This is a genomic window from Allobosea massiliensis (genome assembly GCF_042655245.1).
Classification (GTDB): domain Bacteria; phylum Pseudomonadota; class Alphaproteobacteria; order Rhizobiales; family Beijerinckiaceae; genus Allobosea; species Allobosea massiliensis.
Map to the genome: position 1 here is coordinate 286,450 of NZ_JBHSLU010000082.1, position 21,188 is coordinate 307,637.

Here is a 21,188-nt window from a genome sequence, read left to right on the forward strand (position 1 = left end):
CATATCGCGGGCCTGACCGATCCGCGATGGAGGAAGTCCCCATGGAAGACGACAAAGCCCTCGGTGAGATCAGGAAGATCGCCTATCGCCTCTGGATGGAGGATGGCCGCCCGGATGGCGAGGATCGCCGCCACTGGGATCGCGCCAAGGAAATCTGGGCCTTCGAGCATGCCGGTGAGGATCCTGCAGCGATGGAGACGGAGACACAGCCGCAGCGGTCCACGACGCCCTCGCGCCGTCGCGGCTCGCGCGGCCTTCCGGCGCCGGGCCTTGGCGGCTGACGAAGAGGATCACGTTGCCGTGATTCCGGCGCGGTTCGCCCTTCGGTTCGCGCCGACGTTTCGTTCTCCCAAATCAAGCGCCGACACGGAAAATCGGCTGTGTCGGTGCCAGATGCACGAACGATCGCCCCCTCACGCCGCGTGATCGGGGCTGCGGTCGCGGTTGGCTTGCGGCCGCAACTGAGCTTCACTCTCTTCCAATTCAAGTCTGACCGGTGTGCCAAGGGCGCTTCGCCGGTCCAGCGGCGAGGCGCGTGGGCACTCTCGCCGCCCTTCTTGATCCGAACCGGGAGGTCGACGGTGGCGAAGCTCAATGTGAACGGCAAGATCATCGACGTCGAGGCGGCCGGCGACACGCCGCTGCTCTGGGTCATCCGCGAGCAGATCGGGCTCACGGGCACGAAATATGGCTGCGGCGTGGCCCAGTGTGGTGCCTGCACGGTGCATATCGATGGCGTCGCGACACGCTCCTGCGCGCTGCCCCTCGACTCCGTCACCGTCGAGCAGAAGATCGTCACCATCGAGGGCCTCTCCCCCGACGGCACGCATCCGGTGCAGCAGGCCTGGATCAAGCACGACGTCCCGCAATGCGGCTTCTGCCAGAGCGGCATGATCATGGCGACGGCCGCGCTGCTGCAGGCCAACCCCAAGGCGACTGAGGCGGACATCGCCGCGGAGATCACCAATATCTGCCGCTGCGGCACCTATGCGCGGGTCAAGACCGCGATCCTCGACGTCGTCGCGGGTGGAACCCTCGGCCGCGGCTGACCTCGCCTCGCTTCCCTTCCCCGCGGGGTCGAGGCCGGTGCGATCATCGCCCGCCGCCTCCCTCGCGCCAACCTGATCCGGAGGACGACATGACGACCCTCTCTGCCCATCAGCCTTCCAACGGTCCGGCGCTCTCCCGCCGCAGCCTGCTCGCCGGCTCCGCCGCCGCAGCCGGCGCCTTCAGCTTCGGCTTCGCCATTCCTTTCGGCGAGGCCAACGCGCAGGGCGCGGTGCCGGAGATCAACGCCTGGGTCGTCGTCCATCCCGACGACAAGGTGGTGATCCGCATCGCCCGCTCCGAGATGGGGCAGGGCACCCTGACCGGCCTCGCCCAGCTCGTCGCCGAGGAGCTGAACTGCGACTGGGCGAAGGTCACGACCGAATACCCGACGCCCGGCCAGAACGTCGCCCGCAACCGCATCTGGGGCAATTTCTCGACCGGCGGCAGCCGCGGCATCCGCGAGAGCCACGAATATGTCCGCAAGGGCGGCGCTGCGGCCCGCACCATGCTGATCCAGGCGGCCGCCAATGAGTGGAAGGTGCCGGCGTCCGAATGCACCGCCGAGAAGAGCGTCATCACCCACAAGGCCTCCGGGCGCTCGCTGCGTTACGGGCAGGTCGCCGCCGCGGCGGCCAAGCTCGAGGCGCCCAAGGATGTGGTGCTGAAGGATCCCAAGGACTGGATCATCGCCGGCAAGCCGCTGCCGCGGCTGGACACCGTCGACAAGACCAATGGCGCCAAGATCTACGGCATGGACTTCAAGCTGCCGGGGATGCTCAACGCCGCCATCAAGGACTGCCCCGTCTTCGGCGGCAAGGTGAAGAGCTTCGACGCGGCCAAGATCAAGGACATGCCGGGCGTGAAGCATGTCCTGCCCGTCGGCGACAGCGCTGTCGCCGTCGTGGCCGATACCTGGTGGCGTGCAAAGACCGCGCTCGACGCGCTGCCGATCGTCTGGGACGAAGGCCAGCACGCCAATGTCACGAGCGAGAGCCTCGCCGCCTGGCTGAAGGAGGGGCTCGATGCGCCCCAGGCCGTCGTCGGCAACCAGAACGGCGATGTGAAGGCCGCGATCGCCGGTGCCGCGCGCACCATCGAGGCGGTCTATTCCTACCCGTTCCAGAACCACGCCTGTATGGAGACGATGAACGCGACGGCGCTCTACACGCCCGAGAAATGCGAGGTCTGGACGCCGACGCAGAACGGCGAGGCGGCGCTGGCCGCGGCCGCGGAAGCCTCCGGCCTGCCGATCGCGAAATGCGAGGCCTACAAGATCGATCTCGGCGGCGGCTTCGGCCGGCGCGGCGCTGTGCATGACTGGGTCCGCCAGGTCGTCGCCATCGCCAAGCAGATCCCCGGAACCCCGGTGAAGCTGATCTGGTCGCGCGAGGAGGACATGCTGCATGGCCGCTTCCACCCGCTGACCCAGTGCAAGATGACCGGCGCGCTCGACAAGGACGGCAATCTGACTGGCCTGCACATGCGCATCTCCGGCCAGTCCATCGTCGCCGGCATCTTCCCGCAGAACATCCAGAACGGCCGCGACCCGGTCGTCTTCCAGGGGCTCAACGCCTCGGGGCCGGAGGCCTCGATCGGCTACACCATCCCTAACCTCCTGATCGACCACGCCATGCGCAACCCGCATGTGCCGCCGGGCTTCTGGCGTGGCGTCAACCTGAACCAGAATGCGATCTATCTCGAATCCTTCATCGACGAGCTGGCGCATGCGGCGGGCAAGGACCCGCTCGAGTTCCGCCGGGGCCTGATGAAGAACCACCCCAAGCATCTCGCCGTGCTCAATGCCGCGGCCGAGAAGGCGGGCTGGGGCAAGCCGCTGCCGGCCGGCGTCTTCCGCGGCATCTGCCAGACCATGGGCTTCGGCGCCTATGTCGCGGCGGTGGCCGAGGTCTCGGTCAGCGACGACGGCAAGCTGAAGATCCACCGCATCGTCGCGGCGACCGATCCGGGCCATGTCGTCAACCCGGCGCAGGTCGAGCGCCAGATCGAGGGCTCCTTCGTCTACGGGCTTTCGGCCGCGCTCTACGGCGAGATCACCATCAAGGACGGTCGCGTCGAGCAGGAGAACTTCGACACCTATGAGGTGATGCGGCTGGAGGCGATGCCCGCGGTCGAGACCGTGCTGGTGCCGTCGGGCGGCTTCTGGGGCGGCGTTGGCGAGCCGACGATCGCGGTCGCGGCGCCCGCCGTGCTCAACGCGATCTTCGCCGCCACCGGCAAGCGCATCCGCAACCTGCCGCTCAAGAACGCCGACCTGAAGAAGGCGTGAGCAGGGCCGGCATGCGGGCGCGGCTCGGGTTGGGCGCAGCGCTGCTGGCCGTCTCACCCGCCACCGCGCTCGAACCCTTCGCGGTCGTCGGCGACGCCATTCCAGCGCCGCTCGGCGGCCTCTCCGGCGATGTCCGGCGCGGCGAGACTCTGGTGCGGGATCGCGAGCGCGGCAACTGCCTGATCTGCCACCGGGGCGCGGACCCGTCAGAGCCCTTCCAGGGCTCGATCGGCCCGCCGCTCGCCGGCGTCGGCGCTCGTCTCGAGGCCGGCCAGATCCGGCTGCGGCTGGTCGATGCCTCGCTTGTGAACCCGCAGACCGTGATGCCGCCCTATTTCCGGACGGAAAACCTGCAGGATGTCGCCTCGGCCTTCCGGGGCAAGCCGGCCCTCTCGGCCCAGGAGATCGAGGATGTCGTCAGCTATCTCGCCACGCTCCGCGCGCAGTGATGCCGGGATCGACCGGCGCAGCCTGATGGCGGGCACGGCGGCCGGGCTGCTGGCCGCCGGGCTTCCGCTCCCGGCTGTCGCCGACACGCCGCCGGAGCTCGCACAGCTCATTGCCCGCGTAACCGAAGGCGCGGTTCCGGAGCGTGCCCGCATCACCCTCGACATCCCGGCCCTCGCCGAAAACGGCAATGCGGTGGATACCCGCATCCGCGTCGATAGCCCGATGACGCAGGCCAACCATGTCCGCTGGATTCATCTCATCGCCGAGAAGAACCCGTTCCCCGACATGGCGCGCTTCCATCTCGGCCCCCGCGCGGGCCGCGCCGATGTCTCGACGACGCTGCGGATCGCGCAGTCGCAGAAGGTCGCGGCGGTGGCCGCTCTGAGCGACGGCCGCTTCCTCCTCGCGGAGGCGGATATCGTGGTGACGCTGAGCGCCTGCATCGACGGCGGTTGAGGAGGCGGGTCATGAGCTTCAATGCCCGCATCAGCCTGCCGGCCCAGGCCAAGGCCGGCGAGATCGTCGAGATCAAGGTCCTCACCCGCCATCCGATGGACCGCGGCGGCCAGTCCGACGGCAAGGGCGGCACGGTGCCGCGCAAGATCCTGAATCGTCTGACCGCAACCTATGCCGGCGAGACGATCTTCCGCCTCGACATGCATACCGGCGTCGCCGCCAACCCCTTCGTCTCCTTCACGACGCGGGCGATAGAAACCGGCGACATCGTCTTCGAGTGGCGCGAGGACGGCGGCGCGACCTACACCCGCACCGCCCGGCTGACCGTGACGTGAGCTTCGCCGGCTTGCGATTGTTCCCGGCCCTCATCCTGAGGAGCCGCGCCAGCGGCGTCTCGAAGGATGGTCCAGAGCGCGCTGGAGCATCCTTCGAGACGCAAGCTTCGCTTGCTCCTCAGGATGAGGGTTGTGGTTCGAGGACACTGGTTGCGAACCTGGTCCCGATAACCCGCGGGTCATCCCGGGCGACCGAAGGGAGACCCGGGATCCATTCCGGAACGCTGTCTCGGATGGGCTCAGGCATGGATCCCGGATCTCCGCTGCGCTGCGTCCGGGATGACCCGCTGGGTTGGGGCGCGATCGGGTTCGTGGTCGCGCTCGTCGGCCTCCTCCTTCAGGCCGCGCCCACCCGCGCCGAGATCAAATCCGGCTCCGACTTCCTCTCGCCCGAACTGCGCCGGCAGCAGGCCGACGAGACGCGCAATCCCGGCTTCTTCTGGGTCGAGCAGGGGCGCGAACTGTTCACGCGACGGCCGGCGGGCGAGGGGCAGGCGTGCATCGCCTGCCATGTCGAGCCGCAGCAGAGTCTGCGCGGGGCTGCCACGCGCTACCCGCAGGTCGATGCCGCCACCGGCCGGCTGCTGAATCTCGAAGGCCGGATCGAGCAGTGCCGGGTCGAGCGGCAGGCGCAGTCCGCCTTCGGCTACGAGACGCCGGAACTGCTCTCGCTAACCGCCTATCTGGCCTCGCTCTCGCGCGGCCTGCCGATGCAGGTCACGACCGACGGGCCGGCGAAGGATTTCTACGAGGCCGGCAGGGCCTTCTTCGAGCGCCGTCAGGGCCAGCTCAACCTCTCCTGCCAGCAATGCCATGACGGGCTCGTCGGCCAGAAGCTGCGCGGCGACACGATCAGCCATGGCGCCGGCACCGGCTATCCCGCCTACCGGCTGGAATGGAACGAGGTCGGCTCGTTGCACCGGCGCCTGCGGGCCTGCTCGCTCGGCGTGCGCGCGACGCAGTTCGACGCGGGCGGGCCGGAATATCTCGCGCTGGAGCTCTTCCTCGCCGCCCGCGCGAGAGGCCTTCCCGTCGAGACGCCAGCCATGCGGCGCTGATCGGTCTAGCCCGGGTCCCGTCATCGCCCTGTCATGGACCGGTCGTCACAAGCGGTGACGATCCTGTTTCAGCGGGTTTCCCCGGCCGATGCTGCGTTTCCTCGCTTTGCGTGCTGCCCGTGCGCTGCTGACCGTTCTGATTTGCGTGTCCGCGGTCTTCCTCGCGCTGCGGCTGGCGGGCGACCCGGCCGACATCATGCTCTCGATCGACACGCCGCCCGATGTGCGCGCCCATTACCGCGAGCTCTGGGGGCTCGAGCGGCCGCTGATCGAGCAGTATGGGCGCTATCTCGCCGCCGTCGCGCAGGGCGATTTCGGCCTCTCCTTCGGCGACGACCGCCCGGCCTTCGAGGCGGTGCGCGAGGCGCTGCCCAAGACTTTTCTGCTCGGCGGGTCGGCCCTGCTGCTGGCGCTGCTGATCGGCCTGCCGCTCGGCGTGTTGGCGGCGCTACGGCACAACAGCGCCATCGACCGGCTGGCCATGGCCTCCGCCGTCTTCGGCTATGCGATCCCGGTCTTCTTCCTCGGCATCCTGCTGATCCTGCTGTTTGCGCTGAAGCTGCGGGTGCTGCCCTCGGCGGGCTCGGAGACGGCCTGGCATCTGGTGCTGCCCATGGTCACGCTGGCGCTGCCGCTGGCGGGGCGCCTGGCGCGCTTCGCGCGAACCTCGACGCTGGAGGTCCTCGGCAAGCCCTTCATCCGCGCCGCCCGCGGCCGGGGCGTGATGCCGCTTGCCGTGATCCTGCGCCACGCCTTGCCCAATGCGGCCGTGCCTCTTCTGATGTTCCTCGGCATCGAGATCGGCGGCATCCTCGCCGGCAGCGCCGTGGTCGAGACGATCTTCGCCTGGCCCGGCATCGGCCGGCTGCTGGTCGATTCGGTCTCGACGCGCGATCTCGCCGTCGTGCAGGCGGTGATCCTGACGGTGACGGTCATCATGGTCGCCGCCAATCTGCTGGTCGACATCCTTCACATCCTGATCGATCCGCGCCTCGGCGGCTTCGCCCGCGTCACCGGAAAGCCGGCCTGATGGCGAGCCTCGACGCCGTCTCCCTCCCGGCCTCCGGGGGCCGTCTGCACCGTCCGATGTCCCCCGTCGTCGGTCTGTCGGCCGGCTTCCTCGCGGCCGTGGTGGTCGTCGCGCTGCTCGCCGACTGGCTGGCGCCGATCCACTACACCACGCAGAACCTCGCAGCCCGGCTCAAGCCTCCCTTGTTCGAGAGCGGTGGCGTCACCCATTGGCTCGGCACGGACCAGCTCGGCCGCGACATCCTGAGCCGGCTGATCTTCGCGATCCGCACCTCGATCCTGATCGCCGTGCTGGGCACGCTGATCGGTGCCGTCTTCGGCACGCTGCTCGGCTTCCTCGCGGCCCGCTGCCGCGGCCTCGTCGATCAGGCGATCATGATGGCGGTCGATGCCCAGGCGGCGATCCCGGCCCTGTTCCTGGCGCTGACCATGCTCGCCTTCTTCGGCAACAACATCCTGCTCTTCATCGTGCTGGTGAGCATCGACGGCTGGGACCGCTATACGCGCCTTGCCCGCGGTCTCGTCATCTCCGAGCAGGAGAGCGACTACATCAACGCCGTCGAGGGGCTGGGCGCCTCGACGGCACGCGTCATGCTCGGTCATCTCCTGCCGAACATCGTCGCGGCGCTGGTCGTCCAGGCGACGCTGAACTTCCCCGGTACGATCCTGCTCGAGACCTCGCTGTCCTTCCTCGGCCTCGGCGTCCAGCCGCCGGAGACATCGCTCGGCCTGATGCTGGGCGAGGGACGGCGCTACCTGCTGAATGCCTGGTGGATCGCAGTCTTTCCGGGCCTCGCCATCTTCCTGACGACGCTGTCGATGAGCCTGTTCGGCGACTGGCTGCGCGACCGGTTCGACCCCACCACCCAGCGGACCTGACCATGCCGTCTTCCGTCGCGGCGCCGCCGTCCCGCCCGCTCGCCATCGCCCATCGCGGCGGCGCCCTGCTCGCAGCCGAGAACACGGCGGCAGCATTCACACGCGCCGCCGCCATCGGGGCCGACTGGGTCGAGACCGACCTTCGCCGGAGCAGAGACGGTTCGCTCGTCTGCCTGCACGATGCGGATCTGCTGCGGCTCGCGGGGGACCCGCGCCGCGTCGCCGAGACGGATCTGGCAACGCTGCGCCTCCTGGTGCCGGGGCTGATGACATTGCCGGAGGCGATCGCCGCGTCCGCCCCGCTCGGGCTCCTGCTCGACGTGAAGACGGCCGATCCCGCGCTTGTCCCCGAGATCCTGGCGGCGCTGGAGGAGGGCGGGGCACGGCGACGCGCGGTCCTCGGGCTCCGAGACCTTGGCCAGATCGCGGCGGCGCGGGCGCTCGATCCTGCCATCGCGATCCTCGGCCTGCTGGCCGATCCGGACGGCGCCGAGGCGGCCCGCCGGGCCGGCGCCGGCTGGTTCCGGCTCTGGCAGGGCCAGGCCAGCGCCCGGCGCATCGCAGCCGCCAGAGCGGTGGGGCTGAAGGTCGCGATCATGGTCGGCCAGCCGCGCACGCGGCCGGAGCCTGGCTATCCGCCCTTCGGCGTCGGCGGCATTGATGCGGCAGGCCTTGAGCAGGTGCTGGCCCTGCGCCCCGATGCCGTGATGCTCGACGACCCGCGCGTGCTTCTGGCGGCCCGGCCTGTCACCGGCCTGTCGTCAAGCTGAGGCAAGCGGACACCAGCGCGCAGGCGGCCGCCGGCGGCCTGCGCCAGCCCCTGCGAGGACCGCCATGACCCTGATCTCCCGCCGCCGCTTCCTGGAGGCCGCCGCCGCCGCGCCGGTGCTCGCCGGCTCGCCGCTCGCCTTCGCCCAGGCCGACAGGCGACCGAACTTCACCGTCGCCGTCGCCGATCTGCCGGCGACGCTGGAACCGGCTCGCGAGCTGTCCAATGTCGGGACCCGCGTCACCTATTCCATCTTCGACACGCTGATCCGGCGCGACTTCCTCGGCGCCGCCGATGGCGGCGGCTCGCAGCTCAAGCCGCATCTGGCGACGACATGGGAGCGGGTCTCGCCGCAGGAGCTGGTGGTGACGCTGCGCCAGGGCGTCAAGTTCCACAATGGCGACGAGCTGACCTCGGAGGACGTCGCCTACACCTTCCGTGACGGCCGCCTCTGGGGCGAGAAGGCGCAGATCCCGGGCGGACGGGCCTATTTCGGCGTGCTGGCCGGCGTCGAGCCGATCGACCGCTACACGGTGCGCTTCCGCACCCGCGTGCCCGACGTTCTGCTGGAGCAGAGGCTCGCCTCCTGGTGCGCCTGGATCGTCAACAAGCGCGCCTATGAGGCGATGGGCTTCGAGGCCTATTCGCGCAAGCCGGTGGCGACCGGGCCTTATCGCGTCGTGTCGCATGCCGCCGCAGAAGCGACGGTGCTGGAGGCCTTCGACGACTACTTCATGGGCAAGCCGACGGCGCGCCGCGTCACGTTCCGGCGCGTGCCCGAACTGGCCGCGCGTGTCGCCGGGCTCGTCGCCGGAGACTATGACCTGATCACCAACATCCCGCCCGACCAGATGAGCGTCGTCGGCGCCTACAAGGACATCGAGGTCCGTTCCGTGGTGCTGGCCAATGTCCATGTGCTGGCCTTCAACGAGCAGGACAAGGTGCTGGCCGACAAGCGCATCCGTCAGGCGCTGTCGCTGGCGATCGACCGTCAGAAGCTGGTCGACACGCTGTGGCAGGGCACGGCGCAGGTGCCGGCTGGCCACAACTACCCCGAATACGGGCAGATGTTCGTCGAAGGCCGCAAGCTCGCTTACGATCCCGCCAAGGCCAGGGCGCTGCTGCAGGAGGCCGGCTACAAGGGCGAGCCGATCGTCTACCGCACCATGGCGAACTACTACACCAATGCGCTGGAGGCGGCGCAGATCCTGGTCGAGCAGTGGAAGGCGGTCGGTCTCAACGCTTCGCTGCAGGTCGTCGAGAACTCGGCGCAGATGCGCGGGCCGGGCGTCCAGATCTTCAACTGGTCGAACTCGACGCGCCTGCCCGATCCGCTCGGCGCGATCTGGGTTGCCTGGGGGCCGGCCGGAGAGGTCCAGGTGTCGAAATTCTGGACCTCGACCGCCGCCTTCAACGCCGCCGGGACCGCGCTCGAGGCGGAGACCGATCCGACCCGCCGCAAGGCGCTGTTCACGCAGATGCTCGACATCTTCGAGGACGAGGCACCGGCCACCATCCTCTACCAGCCGAGTGAGGCCTACGCGATCAAGCGCTCGATCGCCTGGCGGCCGACCACCTTCTATTTCATGGATCTGCGGCCGGACAATCTCGCCTTCGCCAAGAGCTGAGAACCGTTCCGGCCGACGGGGACGGGCGGCCGCGGGGCCGCCCGTCTACCCTCACTGCCCGCCGCCCAGAATGAAGCGGCGGCCGTCCTGCTCGACGATCTCGACCGTCTGGCTGAAGGCGCCGCGCCCGGCCGAATAGGACTGGGCATGTGCCTCCTCGCGCGCCGGCTTCGCCAGGTTGCGGCCGACCATGGTCGCCGCCGGCGCGACGCCGAGCAGGCCCAGCACCGTCGGGGCGATGTCGATGATCCCGGCCGGCTCCTGCGAAACAGTGCCGGGCTGATCCGCGTCTCCCCGGGCGACGATCAGCACCGTGTTGAGCTCGTGCGGGTTGATGCCGCCATGCATGCCGCCGCCCAGCGGCACATCGCCGGGCGTCATCGCGCCCAGGCCGGGCAGGCCGTAGGGGTCCGCCTCCAGACCGGATTTCAGGATGAACATCAGCTCGGGCTGGCGCGCATGGCCCGCCCCCATCAGGCCGAGCGAGAGCGTGCCCTCGACCTGGCCTTCGACGCCGTTGCGGTCGGCCGAGAGAACATGGCCGATGGCGGGCTGCTCCATCAGCCAGGCCGCGATGCGGGCGAGCGTCGCGCGGTCGGCGGGATCGCGCAGGCGGATCTCACCGCTGATACCGCCGGTGGCGGTGAGCGCGGCTTCGCCGATCTCCTTTGTGGCGCTGAGGCTGAAGCCGGCCGCGACAGCGGCGTCGAACAGGGGCTCGACCGAGCCGGTCGAGATCTGGCCGTGGTCGGAGGCGGCGATCACGGCGATGCGCTCGGCTTCCCGCTGCGCCTCCACCCAGTCGAGGATGGTCCCGAAGGCACGATCGGCCTCCTTCAGCCCGGCCTTCGCCTCGGGGGATCCGAGGCCGCGGTAATGGAAAGTGGTGTCGGGCTCGTTGAACCAGATCAGCGCGACATCGGGCGCCAGCACGGGCAGCACATGCTCGCTCATCAGCCGGCCGCCATAGGCGAGTTCGGAAATCCGGGGCATCTCCCGCGGCGGCAGCGGGCCGAGAAGGGCGAGCGCCTGCTCGACCGCTTCCGGCGTCTGGGTTGCGCCCGTGCCATGGACGGAAAACGTCCAGTGGCCGTTGGCGCGGGCACGGGAATTGATGAAGTGCGCCGAACCCGGCGAGCCGACATGGACGACGGCAAGGCGCTTGCCGGCCTGCGCCAGCCGGTCGCCCAGGGTCTCGACATCGACCAGCCGGCCCTCGTGATGGGCCTCCGCACGGCGCAGCATCGCGGCGTCGCTGGTGTCGAAGATCCGCTCGGGTATCGCCTCGCGATGGTGGAAGGCGTTGCCGACGATGCCGTGGACGCCGGGCGGGGCGCCTGTGGCGATCGAGGTGGTGGCGACACGGGTCACGGAGGGGAAGACGCTGCGTGCCCGGCGGAACCAGGTGCCGCGCGCGGCCAGCCGCAGCAGGTTCGGCGTCACCTCGGGGCTCAGCATGTCGGGACGAAGACCGTCGAAGACCGCGACGACGACTCGGTCGGCGGGAGGAGTATCGTGCGGGTTCATGGGCAGAGGCTTCCGGCGGGGAGAGGAGACGAGGCGGTCAGGCGGCCGCCGCGACGGCGGGCGCGGCGGGAACGAGATGGCAGGCGGCGAGCCGGCCGTCGGCGCTCGGGCGCAGGGCGGGTTGCTCCTCCCGGCAGCGGGCGACGGCGCGCGGGCAGCGCGGATGGAAGGCGCAGCCGGCCGGCCGGTCGACCGGATTCGGCGGGTCGCCCTGGAGGATGATGCGCTCGCGCGTCCCGCGCAATGCCTTCGGCACCGCCGAGACCAGCGCCTGGGTGTAGGGATGCGCCGGGGCATGGAACAGCGCCTCGGGTGGGCCCTGCTCGACGATCCGGCCAAGATACATCACCGCGACCTCGTCCGCGATCTGCCGCACGACCTTGAGATCATGGCTGATGAAGAGATAGGCCGTGCCGAAACGGGCCTGGAGATCCTGCAGCAGGTTGATGACCTGTGCCGCGACGGAGACGTCGAGCGCGGAGATCGGCTCGTCGCAGACCAGCAGGCCGGGATTCAGCACCAGGGCGCGGGCAAGGACCACCCGCTGCCGCTGCCCGCCGGAGAGTTCGTGCGGATAGCGCGCGAACAGGTCGCGGCGCAGCCCCACCGCCTCGAACAGCGCCAGCGCCTTCTCGCGACGGGCTTCGACATTCACCTCCAGCGCATGGATCGCCAGCGGCTCGACGACCTGATCGCCGACGGGCAGGCGGCGGTCGAGCGCGGCGAGCGGGTCCTGAGGCACCATCTGCATGCGCTGCCGCAGCGCCCGCCAGGCCCGGTCGCGCTGCGCACCGACGGGCCCACCCTCGAAGCGGATCGTCCCGCGCGTCGCCGGCAGCAGGCCGAGAACGAGCTTCGCGGTGGTCGACTTGCCGCAGCCCGACTCGCCGACGATGCCGAGCGTGCGCCCGCCCATGAGCGAGAAGCTGACCCCGTCCACCGCATGCAGCAGCCGGCGACGGCCGTCCGCGAGCGCCACCGGGTATTGGCGGGCCAGATCACGGACTTCCAGCAGCGCGCTCATGACAGGGCCTCGGCCAGGGCGGACATGGCGGGTGGCGTGAGCACCGCGTCGGCCAGCGCCGTTTCGGCCAGCCGCAGGCAGGCCGCCCGGCGGTCCTGCCCGGCATAAGTCAGCGCCGGCACCTCGCTGTGGCAGGCCTCCGCCGCGATCGGACAACGCGGCGCGAAGGCGCAGCCTTCCGGCATGGCCTCCGGCGAAGGCACGGTGCCGGGGATCGGTGTCAGGCGCCGGCGCGGGCCGGTCAGCGTCGGCAGCGCCGCGAGCAGCCCGCGCGCATAGGGGTGACGCGGCCGCGACAGCAATTCCGCCGTCGGCGCCGTCTCGACGATGCGGCCGGCATACATCACGGCCACCCGGTCGCAGAGATCGGCGACCACGCCGAGATCATGCGAGATCAGCACCAGCCCCATGCCCGTCTCGGCGCGAATGTCGCGGATCAGGTCGAGGATCTGGGCCTGGATGGTCGCGTCGAGCGCAGTCGTTGGCTCGTCCGCGACCAGCACTTCGGGCTGCCCGGCGAGGGCGAGCGCGATCATCACGCGCTGGTTCATGCCGCCGGAGAATTCATGGGGATACTGCCCCAGCCGGCGCTGTGCGTCGGCGATGCCGACACGGTCGAGCAGCCGCAGCGCCTCGGCCCGGGCCGCAGCCCCGCGCAGGCCGCGATGCAGCGCCAGCACCTCGCCGAGCTGCGTCCCGATCCGCTGCACCGGGTTGAGCGAACTGGTCGGGTCCTGGAAGATCAGGCCGATCCGACCGCCGCGGACGCGGGCGATCTCTCGCTCGCCGAGACGGGTGAGATCCATGCCCTGCAGCCGCACCGCGCCCCGTGTGGCGACGCCGCGGCCGAGCAGGCGCAGCGCCGCGAGCCAGGTCACGCTCTTGCCGCAGCCGGATTCGCCGACGATGCCGAGCGCCTCTCCGGGGGACAGCGTCAGGTCGATGCCGCGCACGACGTCGACCGGCCCGTCGCGACCGGGGAAGGCGACGCCGAAATCCCGCAGCTCGAGCAGCGGGTCGTGGGCGCCAGCCTGGCGAGGATCGGAAGCGGGCTGCGGAAACACCGTCATGACGCCGCAGATACAGCCCGCTCCATGACCGTCTCGTGACGGTGGCCATCCCGCATTTGCCGCGCGCCGCCGCCTGTGGTTTGCGTGGAGCGAACCGCGCGAGCGGGACCGACGGAGCCGTGCCGTGAACAGCCGCCAGATCGAGATCTTCGTCGCCGTCATGAAGGCCGGCACGATCTCGCGCGCGGCCGAATTGCTCGGCGTCACCCAGCCCGGCGTCAGCCGCACCATCGCCGATCTCGAAGCCTCCGTCGGTTTCCTGCTGTTCGACCGGGTGCGCAACCGCATCGTGCCGACGCCGGAGGGCCGTCTGCTCTATGACGAGGTCCAGGCCGCCTTTCGCGGTATGGACAAGATCCGCTCCGCCGCCGCCCGCATCCGCGACCATGGCGCCGGCCAGATCCGGGTCGCCTCGCTCTCGGCACTGGGCTCCTCGCTCGTGCCGCGAGCCGTCAGGCGCTTCCGCGACCGGCGCCCGGATACGGCGGTGACGCTGATGGTGCTGCCCTCGCGCGATGTCCGCAACGGCGTCGTCTCCGGCGAGTTCGATCTCGGTCTCGCCGCCGACGAGGTCGATGTCAGCGGCCTGGTCCACCAGCCCTTCGTGTCGCCGCGCGCGCTCTGCGCGATCCCGCTCGGCCACCCGCTCGCCGAGCACAGCCTGGTGACGCCGCATGATCTCGCCGGGCTCGATTTCGTCGCCTATGTGCCGGAAGACCGGGCGCGCCAACGGCTCGACCTCGCCATCGCAGAGGCCGGCGCTGCGCCGCCGCGCATCGTCGTCGAGACGATCTACGCCGCCACCGTCTTCGCGCTGATTTCCGAAGGGGTCGGCGTCGGCCTTGTCAGCCCCTATGCGATCGCGGGCTTCGATCAATCGCGGATCGTGCTGCGGCCTTTCGAACCCGCCGTGCACAGCAAGAGCGTGCTGCTGCTGCCGGCCGACCGGCCGAAATCGCAGCTGGTGCGGGATTTCATCGACTGTCTGATGGCCGAGCGATGATCCGGCCGTCTCGGCGGCTCGAGGCATAACAACCAGGCATCGTCTTATGCCCGCCGCCTGATTGCGGCGAAGGGGCGATGGCTTACGCATGGGTCCAGAGAGGGATTTTCCATGCACGACCTGACCCGCTGCGTTCACCACCCGGCCGTCAACGAGGAGGGCTATGCCTCGTTGGCCGTGCCGACGCACCGCGCCTCGACCATCGTCTACAAGGATGCGGCGAGCTTCGCGGCGCGCAAATATCGCGGCTTCGACGGCTACACCTACGGGCTGCACGGCACGCCGACGACGCGCACTCTGGAAGCGCAGCTCACCGCACTGCATGGCGGGGTCCGGACCGTGCTGGTGCCCTCGGGCCAGGCGGCCGTGACCATGGTCATGCTCGCCGTGCTGATGCCCGGCGATAGGGTGCTGATCCCCGACCATGTCTATCCGCCGGTGCGCAGCTTCTGCGAGGATTACCTGAAGCCGCGCGGCATCGATTACGGCGTCTACGATCCGCTGATCGGGGCCGGCATCGCCGATCTGATCGACGAGACGACGAAGCTCGTCTGGGTCGAGTCGCCGGGCTCCGGTACGATGGAGGTGCAGGACGTGCCCGCCATCGTGAAGGCCGCCAAGGCGAAGGGCTGTCTCGTCGGCTGCGACAACACCTGGGCGACGCCGCTGATCTTCAAGCCGCTGGCTCATGGCGCCGATTTCGCCTGCGAGGCGCTGACCAAATATGTCGGCGGCCATTCCGACCTGCTGCTCGGCTCGATCACCGTGTCCGACATGGCGCTGCGCCAGAAGCTCAAGGAACTCCTGCGGGGCTTCGGCGTCGGCATCTCGCCGGACGAATGCCAGCTGGCGCTGCGCGGCATCGAGACCATGGGGCTTCGCGTCGCCCATATGGGCCGGGTCTCCGAGGACTTCGCCAAGCGCCTCGCGCATTCGCCGGCGGTTGAGACCGTGTTGCACCCGGCGCTGCCCTCCTGCCCCGGTCATGAACACTGGAAGCGCGACATGGGCCGCTCCTCGGGCGTGTTCAGCCTCGTGCTTAAGCCGGTCGCCGACGACGTGCTGGAAGCCGCGCTGACGGCGCTCAAGGTCTTCGCCATCGGTGCCTCCTGGGGCGGCACGCGCAGCCTGATCGCACCGATGGCGGTGAAGGGCGACCGCAGCGTCGTGCCCTGGACGAAGGAGGGCCCGGTGCTGCGCATCAGCATCGGCCTCGAGGACGAGGACGATCTCTGGAACGACCTCGACGCGCTTCTGATCGCGCTGGAGGGCAGGGCCGGAGCGGCGGCGGCCTGACGGTCACGGACCCGCGGCCGCCAGACGAGCGAAAAGACGACATACCGGACCGATGACGCGGCGGACACGCATTCGCCGCGCGGGGAGAGCTGCGCCCGATTTCGACCGACAACGACAAGGGGAAAGACGATGAAGCACTGGATTCTCGGCCTGGCCGCGCTGGCGGCCGCCACCCTGCCGGCCTCAGCCCAGACGGGCCCGACGCTCGCCAAGATCAGGGAGCGCGGCCACATCATCTGCGGCACCAGCCCTGGCGTCGCCGGCTTCTCGATCCAGGATGCGGCGGGGCGCTGGAACGGCTTCGATATCGACATCTGCCGGGCGCTGGCGGTCGCGATCTTCAACGACCCCGACAGGGCGAAGTTCGTGCCGCTGACCTCGAAGGACCGGCTGATCGCGCTGCAGGGCGGCGAGATCGACGTTCTCCCGCGCACCACGACCTGGACCCTGTCGCGCAATCTCGGCCAGGGCGTCACCTTCACGGCGGTGAACTACTATGACGGCCAGGGCTTCATGGTGGCGAAGACGCTCGGCGTCGCCAGCGCCACCAAGCTCGACGGCGCCTCGATCTGCGTGGCGCAGGGCACGACCAGCGAACTCAACCTCGCCGACTATTTCCGCAAGCTCGGCATGAAATACGAGCCCGCCGCCTTCTCGACCTCGGAGGAGGCGCTGAAGGCCTATGAGGCCGGCCGCTGCGATGCCTACACCACGGACGTCTCTGCACTGGCCGCGGTGAAGCTCAAGCTGCAGAATCCCGACGGGCATGTGGTTCTGCCGGAGGTCATCTCCAAGGAGCCGCTCGGTCCCTGGGTCCGCACCGGCGACGAGGGCTGGTTCAATCTCGTGCGCTGGACAGTCGCGGCGCTGGTCAATGCCGAGGAACTGGGGGTCACCCAGGCCAATGTCCGCGAGATGACCAAATCGGCCAATCCCGAAATCCGGCGTTTCCTCGGTCTGGACGGCAAGTTCGGCGAGGCGATGGGCGTGACCAATGACTGGGTCGTGCGCATCATCGCGACCGTCGGCAATTACGGCGAATCCTTCGACCGCTATCTCGGCAGCCAGTCACGGCTGAAGCTCGCCCGTGGCCCCAACGCGCTCTGGACGCAAGGCGGCCTGCAATACAGCCCGCCCTTCCGGTGAGACGGTCCGGCGCTTGCGGCAGCCTCAGGCCGCCGCGAGCGCCCGCAGCGGCGTGACGATCAGGCGCCCCTGCGGATCGATGGACAGACTCGCCTCGACGCCGAAGACCGAGGCGACCATGGCTGCATCGATCACCCCCTCCGGCTTGCCGCAGCACACCAGCCGGCCCTGGCGCATGACCATGACCGCGTCGGCGAAGCGTGCGGCAATGTTGAGATCGTGCAGGATGACGAGCGTGGTCAGGGACCGCGCGCGGGTCATGCGCAGCACGATCTCCATCACCTCGAGCTGGTGGCGGATGTCGAGCGCGCTGATCGGCTCGTCGAGCAGCAGCAGCGAAGGTTCCGAGGCCAGTGCCTGAGCCAGGAAGACGAGCTGGCGCTGGCCGCCGCTGAGCTCGCCGAGATAGCGCGAGGCGAGCGGCTTGAGGGCAAGCTCGCCCAGAACCGCCTCGACCGCGGCGAGATCGTCGGGCCGCACCCGCAGGCCCAGCCGTCCGAGACGCCCGAGCAGCACGGCCTCCAGCAAGGTCAGCGCGGCGCGCGCGCCGATGTCCTGCGGCATGTAGCCGATCCGCTCCGGCCTGACCGGCGAGCCGTCGAACCTGATCACGCCGTCATGCTTCACCAGCCCGGCGACGGCCTTGACCAGCGAGGACTTGCCCGAGCCGTTGGGCCCGATGACGGCGAGCACCTCGCCGGGATGGGCCGCGACGTCCAGCGCGTCGATCGCCTGTGTCGTGCAGTAGCGGACACTCAGCCCTTCGACGGTCAGCTTCACCAGAAGGCCCTCCGGTTGCGCAGGATCAGCCAGACGAAGAAGGGCACGCCGATCAGCGAGGTGACGATACCGATCGGCACGATCGCGCCGGGCAGAACCGTCTCGCTGGCGATCGACGCCAGCGAGAGCAGCAGCGCGCCAGAGAGCGCCGAGGCCGGCAGGAAGCTGCGCTGGTCCTCGCCGACCAGCATCCGCGCGATATGCGGGGCGACCAGCCCGACGAAGCCGATCGTCCCGACGAAGGCGACGGCGACCCCGGTCAGGGCCGAGATCAGCACGAAGGAGCGCAGCCGCAGCCGCCGGACATCGACGCCCAGCCCCCGCGCCCGCTCGTCGCCGAGCTTCAACGCGGTGAGCCTCCAGACATCGATGATGAGGACGGGGATGCAGGCCGCCAGCACGATCGTGATGATCCAGAGCTTGCTCCAGCTCGCCTTCTGCAGCGAGCCGAACAGCCAGAACACGATCTGCTGCAGCGCCTCGGGCGAGGCGACGAACTGCAGGAGCGCCAGCAGCGCCTGGAACAGGAAGAGCAGCGCGATGCCCGCCAGCACCAGCATCTCGGGCGAGGAATCCCGCGCCTGGCCGATGCCGTAGACCCCCGCGCAGGCGATGGCCGCGAAGAGGAAGGCCATCAGCGGGATGCCCCAGGCCTCGGGCACCGACATGGCGACGCCGAGCACGATGACCAGCGCCGCCCCGAAGCCGGCCCCGGCCGAGACGCCGAGCGTGTAGCTCGACGCCAGCGGGTTGTTCAGGATCGTCTGCATGATCGCGCCGGACAGACCCAGCGCCGCCCCCACCACGAGCGCGACGAAGGCGATCGGCAGGCGGATCGACCAGACGATGGCGTCGACCGTCCGGTCTTGCGCCAGCCCGAACACAGACTTCGCGACGGCGCCGACCGGCAGGAAGGCCGGCCCCGTCGCGACGTCGAGCACGAGGCTGACCAGAATGGCGACGCAGCCGATGGCGAGCACCGCGACGCGGCGCGTGCCCATCGCGGCATAGGTCGCGGTCAGCGATGATGCGCCCCCGGACCCCTCGTTCAGCATGGCGCTCATAACCGCAACATCCAGGTGCCCTCGAACGGGATGGGCAGGAAGCGCTCATGAAACGCCCGTAGCGAGGCGACCGGGTCGATGTCGGCGAAGGGCTCGGGATAGATCTGCTTGGCGATGAACTGCAGCGAGATCCAGTCGGTCAGCGAGCGCACCAGCGAATGCTCGACGGTGTAGACATTTCCCGCCCTGACCGCGGGCAGCGCGTCCCAGCCGGGGCGCGCGAGATAGGGCCGCAAGCTGGCGCGGGCCGTCTCGGGATTGACATCGTAGCCGAGACGCACCGCATGGGGCCGGTTGGCCCAGGACGAGCCGGTGATGAAGATGTGGTCCGGCGCCGCGGCCAAGACCTTCTCGGGTGCGATCGGCACGAAGCCGGCCGGCTGCGCCAGCGCCGCATTGGCGATGTTGTCGGCGCCGATCGTGTCGAGCATGCGGCCCCACATCGTGTCCTTATAGGTGCTGCCGAACTCGCCGGCGCCGAGCCAACCGATCTCGATATAGACCTTGGGCCTGGGCCCCTGGGCCAAGGCAGCCCGACGGCGGATGTCGGCGATCTGCGTCTCGTAGAGCGAGGCCAGTTCCCGCGCCCGCGCCTCGGCGCCGATCGCCTGTCCGATCGCGATGGTGCTGGCGATGTGCTTTTCGAGGCTCTGCGAATTGTAGTCGGCGACGAGGATGGGGATGCCCGCCGCTTCGATCGCGGCCGTAACCGCGCTCGCTCCCGTCATCGCCCAGGGCGGCACGATCACGAGGTCGGGCCGCAGCGCGAGCACCTTCTCCGGCACAAGCACCTCGTTCTCGCCCAGCCCGACATCGGGCAGCGCGGCAAGGCGCGGGATTGCCGCGACGAAGCGCTCATAGGTCTTGGCGCGGTTGACCGCCCATTGATGCTTGCGGAAGCCGACGACGCGCTCCCAGCCGGCCGCCCCGCCGATCGCGGTGAACTCCTCCAGATAGAAGGCGATCACGACCCGCTCGGCGGGTTTGGTCAGCTCGACCTTGCGGCCGACAGCGTCGGTGATGCTGATCGCCGCCTGCGCAGGCCGGGGCAGGGTGGCGACCAGCGGGAGCGCCAACGCGGCGCGGCGGGTCAGTGGAGCGGATGGGGTGGACATGAGAAGCCTCGTCTCGGTGCTGCGGATCAGGGCTTCAACGGCAGCATCCAGGTGCCGCCATAGGAAACGGGCAGGTATTTCGCGTGATAGGCCTTGAAGGACGCCGCCGGATCGACGTCGGCTAAAGCCTCCGGATAGAGCCGCTTGCCGATGTACTGCATCGCCACGAAGTCGAAGAGCGAGCGGCTCAAGCCATGCTCGATCGCGTTGACATTGCCGGCGCGGACAGCGGTCAGATCGGCCCAGCCGGCCCGCGCCGCATAGGGAGCGAGCGAGGCGCGGGTCTGCTCCTCGCTCATCTCGTAGCCGGTCTTCACCGCCTTGGGCTTGTTCGCCCAGGACGAGCCGGCGATGAAGATCGCATCCGGGTCGGCCGCGATGATGGCCTCCGGATTCATCCGCCCCGAGGCGCCGGCCAGCCTGCCGACCGCGATGTTCTCGCTGCCCAGAAGCGTCAGGATTTTGCCCCACATCGTCGTCGCATAGCTGACGCCGACCGTGTCGGCGCCGTCGGGCCCGACCTCGACATAGGTGCGCGGCTTGCGCGCGACCTTGGCCTTCGCGACGCGGGCGAGCACATCGCGATACTGGCTCTCATAGAAGGTCGCGAGTTCTTCGGCGCGGGCGTCATTGCCCGTGACCTTGCCGAGCGCGCGGGTCGAAGCGAGGTGGCGTTCCAGGATCTGGGCGTTGTAGTCGATGACCAGAATCGGGATGCCCGCCGCCTCGATCCGCTCCCGCTCGCTGCCGAGCGCGGTGAACATCCAGTCCGCCACCAGGAAGGCGTCCGGCTTGAGCGCGATCAGCTTTTCCGCGCTGAAGCTGCCATCCTCGATCAGGCCGACATCCGGCATCGCCGCCAGATTGGGGATGACCGCCGTGTAGCGCTTGAAGATGGACGGCCGCCAGCCTTCCCAGGCCGTGCGCGACATGCCGACGACGCTCTGCCAGCCCGCGACGCCGGCCACCGCCGTGAACTCCTCGAAGTTGAAATTCACCACGAGGCGCTTGGCAGGGAGCTCCACCGCGACCTTGCGGCCGAGCGCGTCGGTGATCTCGGTCGGGGCGGCGGTCGCGGCGAAGGGGCTGACGAGAAGCGCTGCTGCGACGAGCAGGGCCCTGAAAGGGGCGATCATGGAAGTCTCCGGGAGGCGCGATGGTGACGAACGAGAGCCGGTGCGGAGCCGCGGCCGGGGGCGCGACTCCGCTGAGCGAGACGTGC

Annotated in this window: 21 protein-coding genes; 14 read left to right on the forward strand and 7 right to left on the reverse strand. The window is 69.5% G+C overall.

Annotation, left to right across the window (positions count from 1 at the left end; genetic code table 11):
• Nucleotides 1–41 precede the first annotated feature (41 nt).
• The 11 genes from ACFPN9_RS23650 to ACFPN9_RS23700 all read left to right on the forward strand — a co-directional run bounded on the left by ACFPN9_RS23650 (nt 42) and on the right by ACFPN9_RS23700 (nt 9,941).
• Nucleotides 42–281 carry a DUF2934 domain-containing protein gene (locus tag ACFPN9_RS23650; protein ID WP_066723375.1) on the forward strand — a complete coding sequence of 80 codons (240 nt, stop codon included), beginning with the start codon at nt 42–44 and terminating at the stop codon, nt 279–281.
• A gap of 300 nt (nt 282–581) precedes the next feature.
• Nucleotides 582–1,049: a (2Fe-2S)-binding protein gene (locus tag ACFPN9_RS23655; RefSeq protein ID WP_066723373.1), complete on the forward strand. Its 468-nt coding sequence runs from the start codon at nt 582–584 to the stop codon at nt 1,047–1,049.
• Nucleotides 1,050–1,138: 89 nt separating this feature from the next.
• Nucleotides 1,139–3,337 carry a xanthine dehydrogenase family protein molybdopterin-binding subunit gene (locus ACFPN9_RS23660; protein WP_066723371.1) on the forward strand — a complete coding sequence of 733 codons (2,199 nt, stop codon included), beginning with the start codon at nt 1,139–1,141 and terminating at the stop codon, nt 3,335–3,337.
• Complete coding sequence (gene soxX / locus ACFPN9_RS23665) at nt 3,334–3,786, forward strand: sulfur oxidation c-type cytochrome SoxX (protein ID WP_245282480.1); 453 nt, start codon at nt 3,334–3,336, stop codon at nt 3,784–3,786. The genes ACFPN9_RS23660 and soxX overlap by 4 nt, the downstream gene beginning before the upstream one ends.
• Complete coding sequence (locus ACFPN9_RS23670; protein WP_066723360.1) at nt 3,749–4,243, forward strand: thiosulfate oxidation carrier protein SoxY; 495 nt, start codon at nt 3,749–3,751, stop codon at nt 4,241–4,243. The genes soxX and ACFPN9_RS23670 overlap by 38 nt, the downstream gene beginning before the upstream one ends.
• An 11-nt stretch (nt 4,244–4,254) precedes the next feature.
• On the forward strand, nt 4,255–4,578 hold the full coding sequence (soxZ, locus tag ACFPN9_RS23675) for a thiosulfate oxidation carrier complex protein SoxZ (RefSeq protein ID WP_066723356.1): 324 nt from the start codon (nt 4,255–4,257) through the stop codon (nt 4,576–4,578).
• Between the two features lie 245 nt (nt 4,579–4,823).
• On the forward strand, nt 4,824–5,636 hold the full coding sequence (gene soxA, locus ACFPN9_RS23680; protein ID WP_066723353.1) for a sulfur oxidation c-type cytochrome SoxA: 813 nt from the start codon (nt 4,824–4,826) through the stop codon (nt 5,634–5,636).
• An 88-nt stretch (nt 5,637–5,724) separates the two neighbouring features.
• Nucleotides 5,725–6,666: an ABC transporter permease gene (locus ACFPN9_RS23685; protein ID WP_066723350.1), complete on the forward strand. Its 942-nt coding sequence runs from the start codon at nt 5,725–5,727 to the stop codon at nt 6,664–6,666.
• Nucleotides 6,666–7,544 carry an ABC transporter permease gene (locus ACFPN9_RS23690; RefSeq protein ID WP_066723348.1) on the forward strand — a complete coding sequence of 293 codons (879 nt, stop codon included), beginning with the start codon at nt 6,666–6,668 and terminating at the stop codon, nt 7,542–7,544. The genes ACFPN9_RS23685 and ACFPN9_RS23690 overlap by 1 nt, the downstream gene beginning before the upstream one ends.
• A 2-nt stretch (nt 7,545–7,546) precedes the next feature.
• The gene (locus tag ACFPN9_RS23695) at nt 7,547–8,314 is read left to right on the forward strand and encodes a glycerophosphodiester phosphodiesterase (protein WP_066723346.1); all 768 of its coding nucleotides are present in this window, start codon (nt 7,547–7,549) and stop codon (nt 8,312–8,314) included.
• A 64-nt stretch (nt 8,315–8,378) separates the two neighbouring features.
• Nucleotides 8,379–9,941, forward strand: a complete 1,563-nt coding sequence (locus ACFPN9_RS23700) for an ABC transporter substrate-binding protein (protein WP_066723343.1) — start codon at nt 8,379–8,381, stop codon at nt 9,939–9,941.
• 51 nt (nt 9,942–9,992) lie between these two features.
• Here ACFPN9_RS23700 and ACFPN9_RS23705 read toward each other — a convergent pair whose 3' ends face one another.
• The 3 genes from ACFPN9_RS23705 to ACFPN9_RS23715 are packed head-to-tail and all read right to left on the reverse strand — an operon-like array spanning nt 9,993 to nt 13,562.
• Nucleotides 9,993–11,468 carry an alkaline phosphatase family protein gene (locus ACFPN9_RS23705; RefSeq protein ID WP_066723341.1) on the reverse strand — a complete coding sequence of 492 codons (1,476 nt, stop codon included), beginning with the start codon at nt 11,466–11,468 and terminating at the stop codon, nt 9,993–9,995.
• Nucleotides 11,469–11,505: 37 nt separating this feature from the next.
• A complete protein-coding gene (locus ACFPN9_RS23710; protein ID WP_066723338.1) occupies nt 11,506–12,492 on the reverse strand; it encodes an ABC transporter ATP-binding protein in 987 nt (328 codons plus the stop codon).
• Entirely contained in the window at nt 12,489–13,562 is a 1,074-nt protein-coding gene (locus tag ACFPN9_RS23715) for an ABC transporter ATP-binding protein (protein ID WP_066723335.1), read from the reverse strand. The genes ACFPN9_RS23710 and ACFPN9_RS23715 overlap by 4 nt, the downstream gene beginning before the upstream one ends.
• Before the next feature lie 124 nt (nt 13,563–13,686).
• Here ACFPN9_RS23715 and ACFPN9_RS23720 point away from each other — a divergent pair, with 124 nt between their 5' ends.
• The 3 genes from ACFPN9_RS23720 to ACFPN9_RS23730 all read left to right on the forward strand — a co-directional run bounded on the left by ACFPN9_RS23720 (nt 13,687) and on the right by ACFPN9_RS23730 (nt 17,007).
• Nucleotides 13,687–14,565 (forward strand): LysR substrate-binding domain-containing protein, encoded by an 879-nt coding sequence (locus ACFPN9_RS23720; RefSeq protein WP_066723332.1) that lies wholly within the window; start codon nt 13,687–13,689, stop codon nt 14,563–14,565.
• A gap of 111 nt (nt 14,566–14,676) precedes the next feature.
• Complete coding sequence (metC, locus tag ACFPN9_RS23725) at nt 14,677–15,861, forward strand: cystathionine beta-lyase (RefSeq protein ID WP_066723329.1); 1,185 nt, start codon at nt 14,677–14,679, stop codon at nt 15,859–15,861.
• Between the two features lie 129 nt (nt 15,862–15,990).
• Nucleotides 15,991–17,007 (forward strand): amino acid ABC transporter substrate-binding protein, encoded by a 1,017-nt coding sequence (locus ACFPN9_RS23730; RefSeq protein WP_066723313.1) that lies wholly within the window; start codon nt 15,991–15,993, stop codon nt 17,005–17,007.
• A 24-nt stretch (nt 17,008–17,031) separates the two neighbouring features.
• On the opposite strand, the gene ACFPN9_RS23735 is transcribed toward ACFPN9_RS23730, so the two are convergent.
• From ACFPN9_RS23735 to ACFPN9_RS23750, 4 genes are read right to left on the reverse strand one after another with little or no spacing between them, the layout of a single operon-like run.
• On the reverse strand, nt 17,032–17,787 hold the full coding sequence (locus ACFPN9_RS23735) for an ABC transporter ATP-binding protein (RefSeq protein WP_066723310.1): 756 nt from the start codon (nt 17,785–17,787) through the stop codon (nt 17,032–17,034).
• The gene (locus ACFPN9_RS23740) at nt 17,784–18,851 is read right to left on the reverse strand and encodes a FecCD family ABC transporter permease (protein WP_082735064.1); all 1,068 of its coding nucleotides are present in this window, start codon (nt 18,849–18,851) and stop codon (nt 17,784–17,786) included. The genes ACFPN9_RS23735 and ACFPN9_RS23740 overlap by 4 nt, the downstream gene beginning before the upstream one ends.
• On the reverse strand, nt 18,848–19,966 hold the full coding sequence (locus ACFPN9_RS23745; protein ID WP_067254935.1) for an ABC transporter substrate-binding protein: 1,119 nt from the start codon (nt 19,964–19,966) through the stop codon (nt 18,848–18,850). The genes ACFPN9_RS23740 and ACFPN9_RS23745 overlap by 4 nt, the downstream gene beginning before the upstream one ends.
• A 26-nt stretch (nt 19,967–19,992) precedes the next feature.
• Nucleotides 19,993–21,102, reverse strand: coding sequence for an ABC transporter substrate-binding protein (locus tag ACFPN9_RS23750; protein ID WP_066723304.1), 1,110 nt, complete (start codon nt 21,100–21,102; stop codon nt 19,993–19,995).
• Nucleotides 21,103–21,188 lie beyond the last annotated feature (86 nt).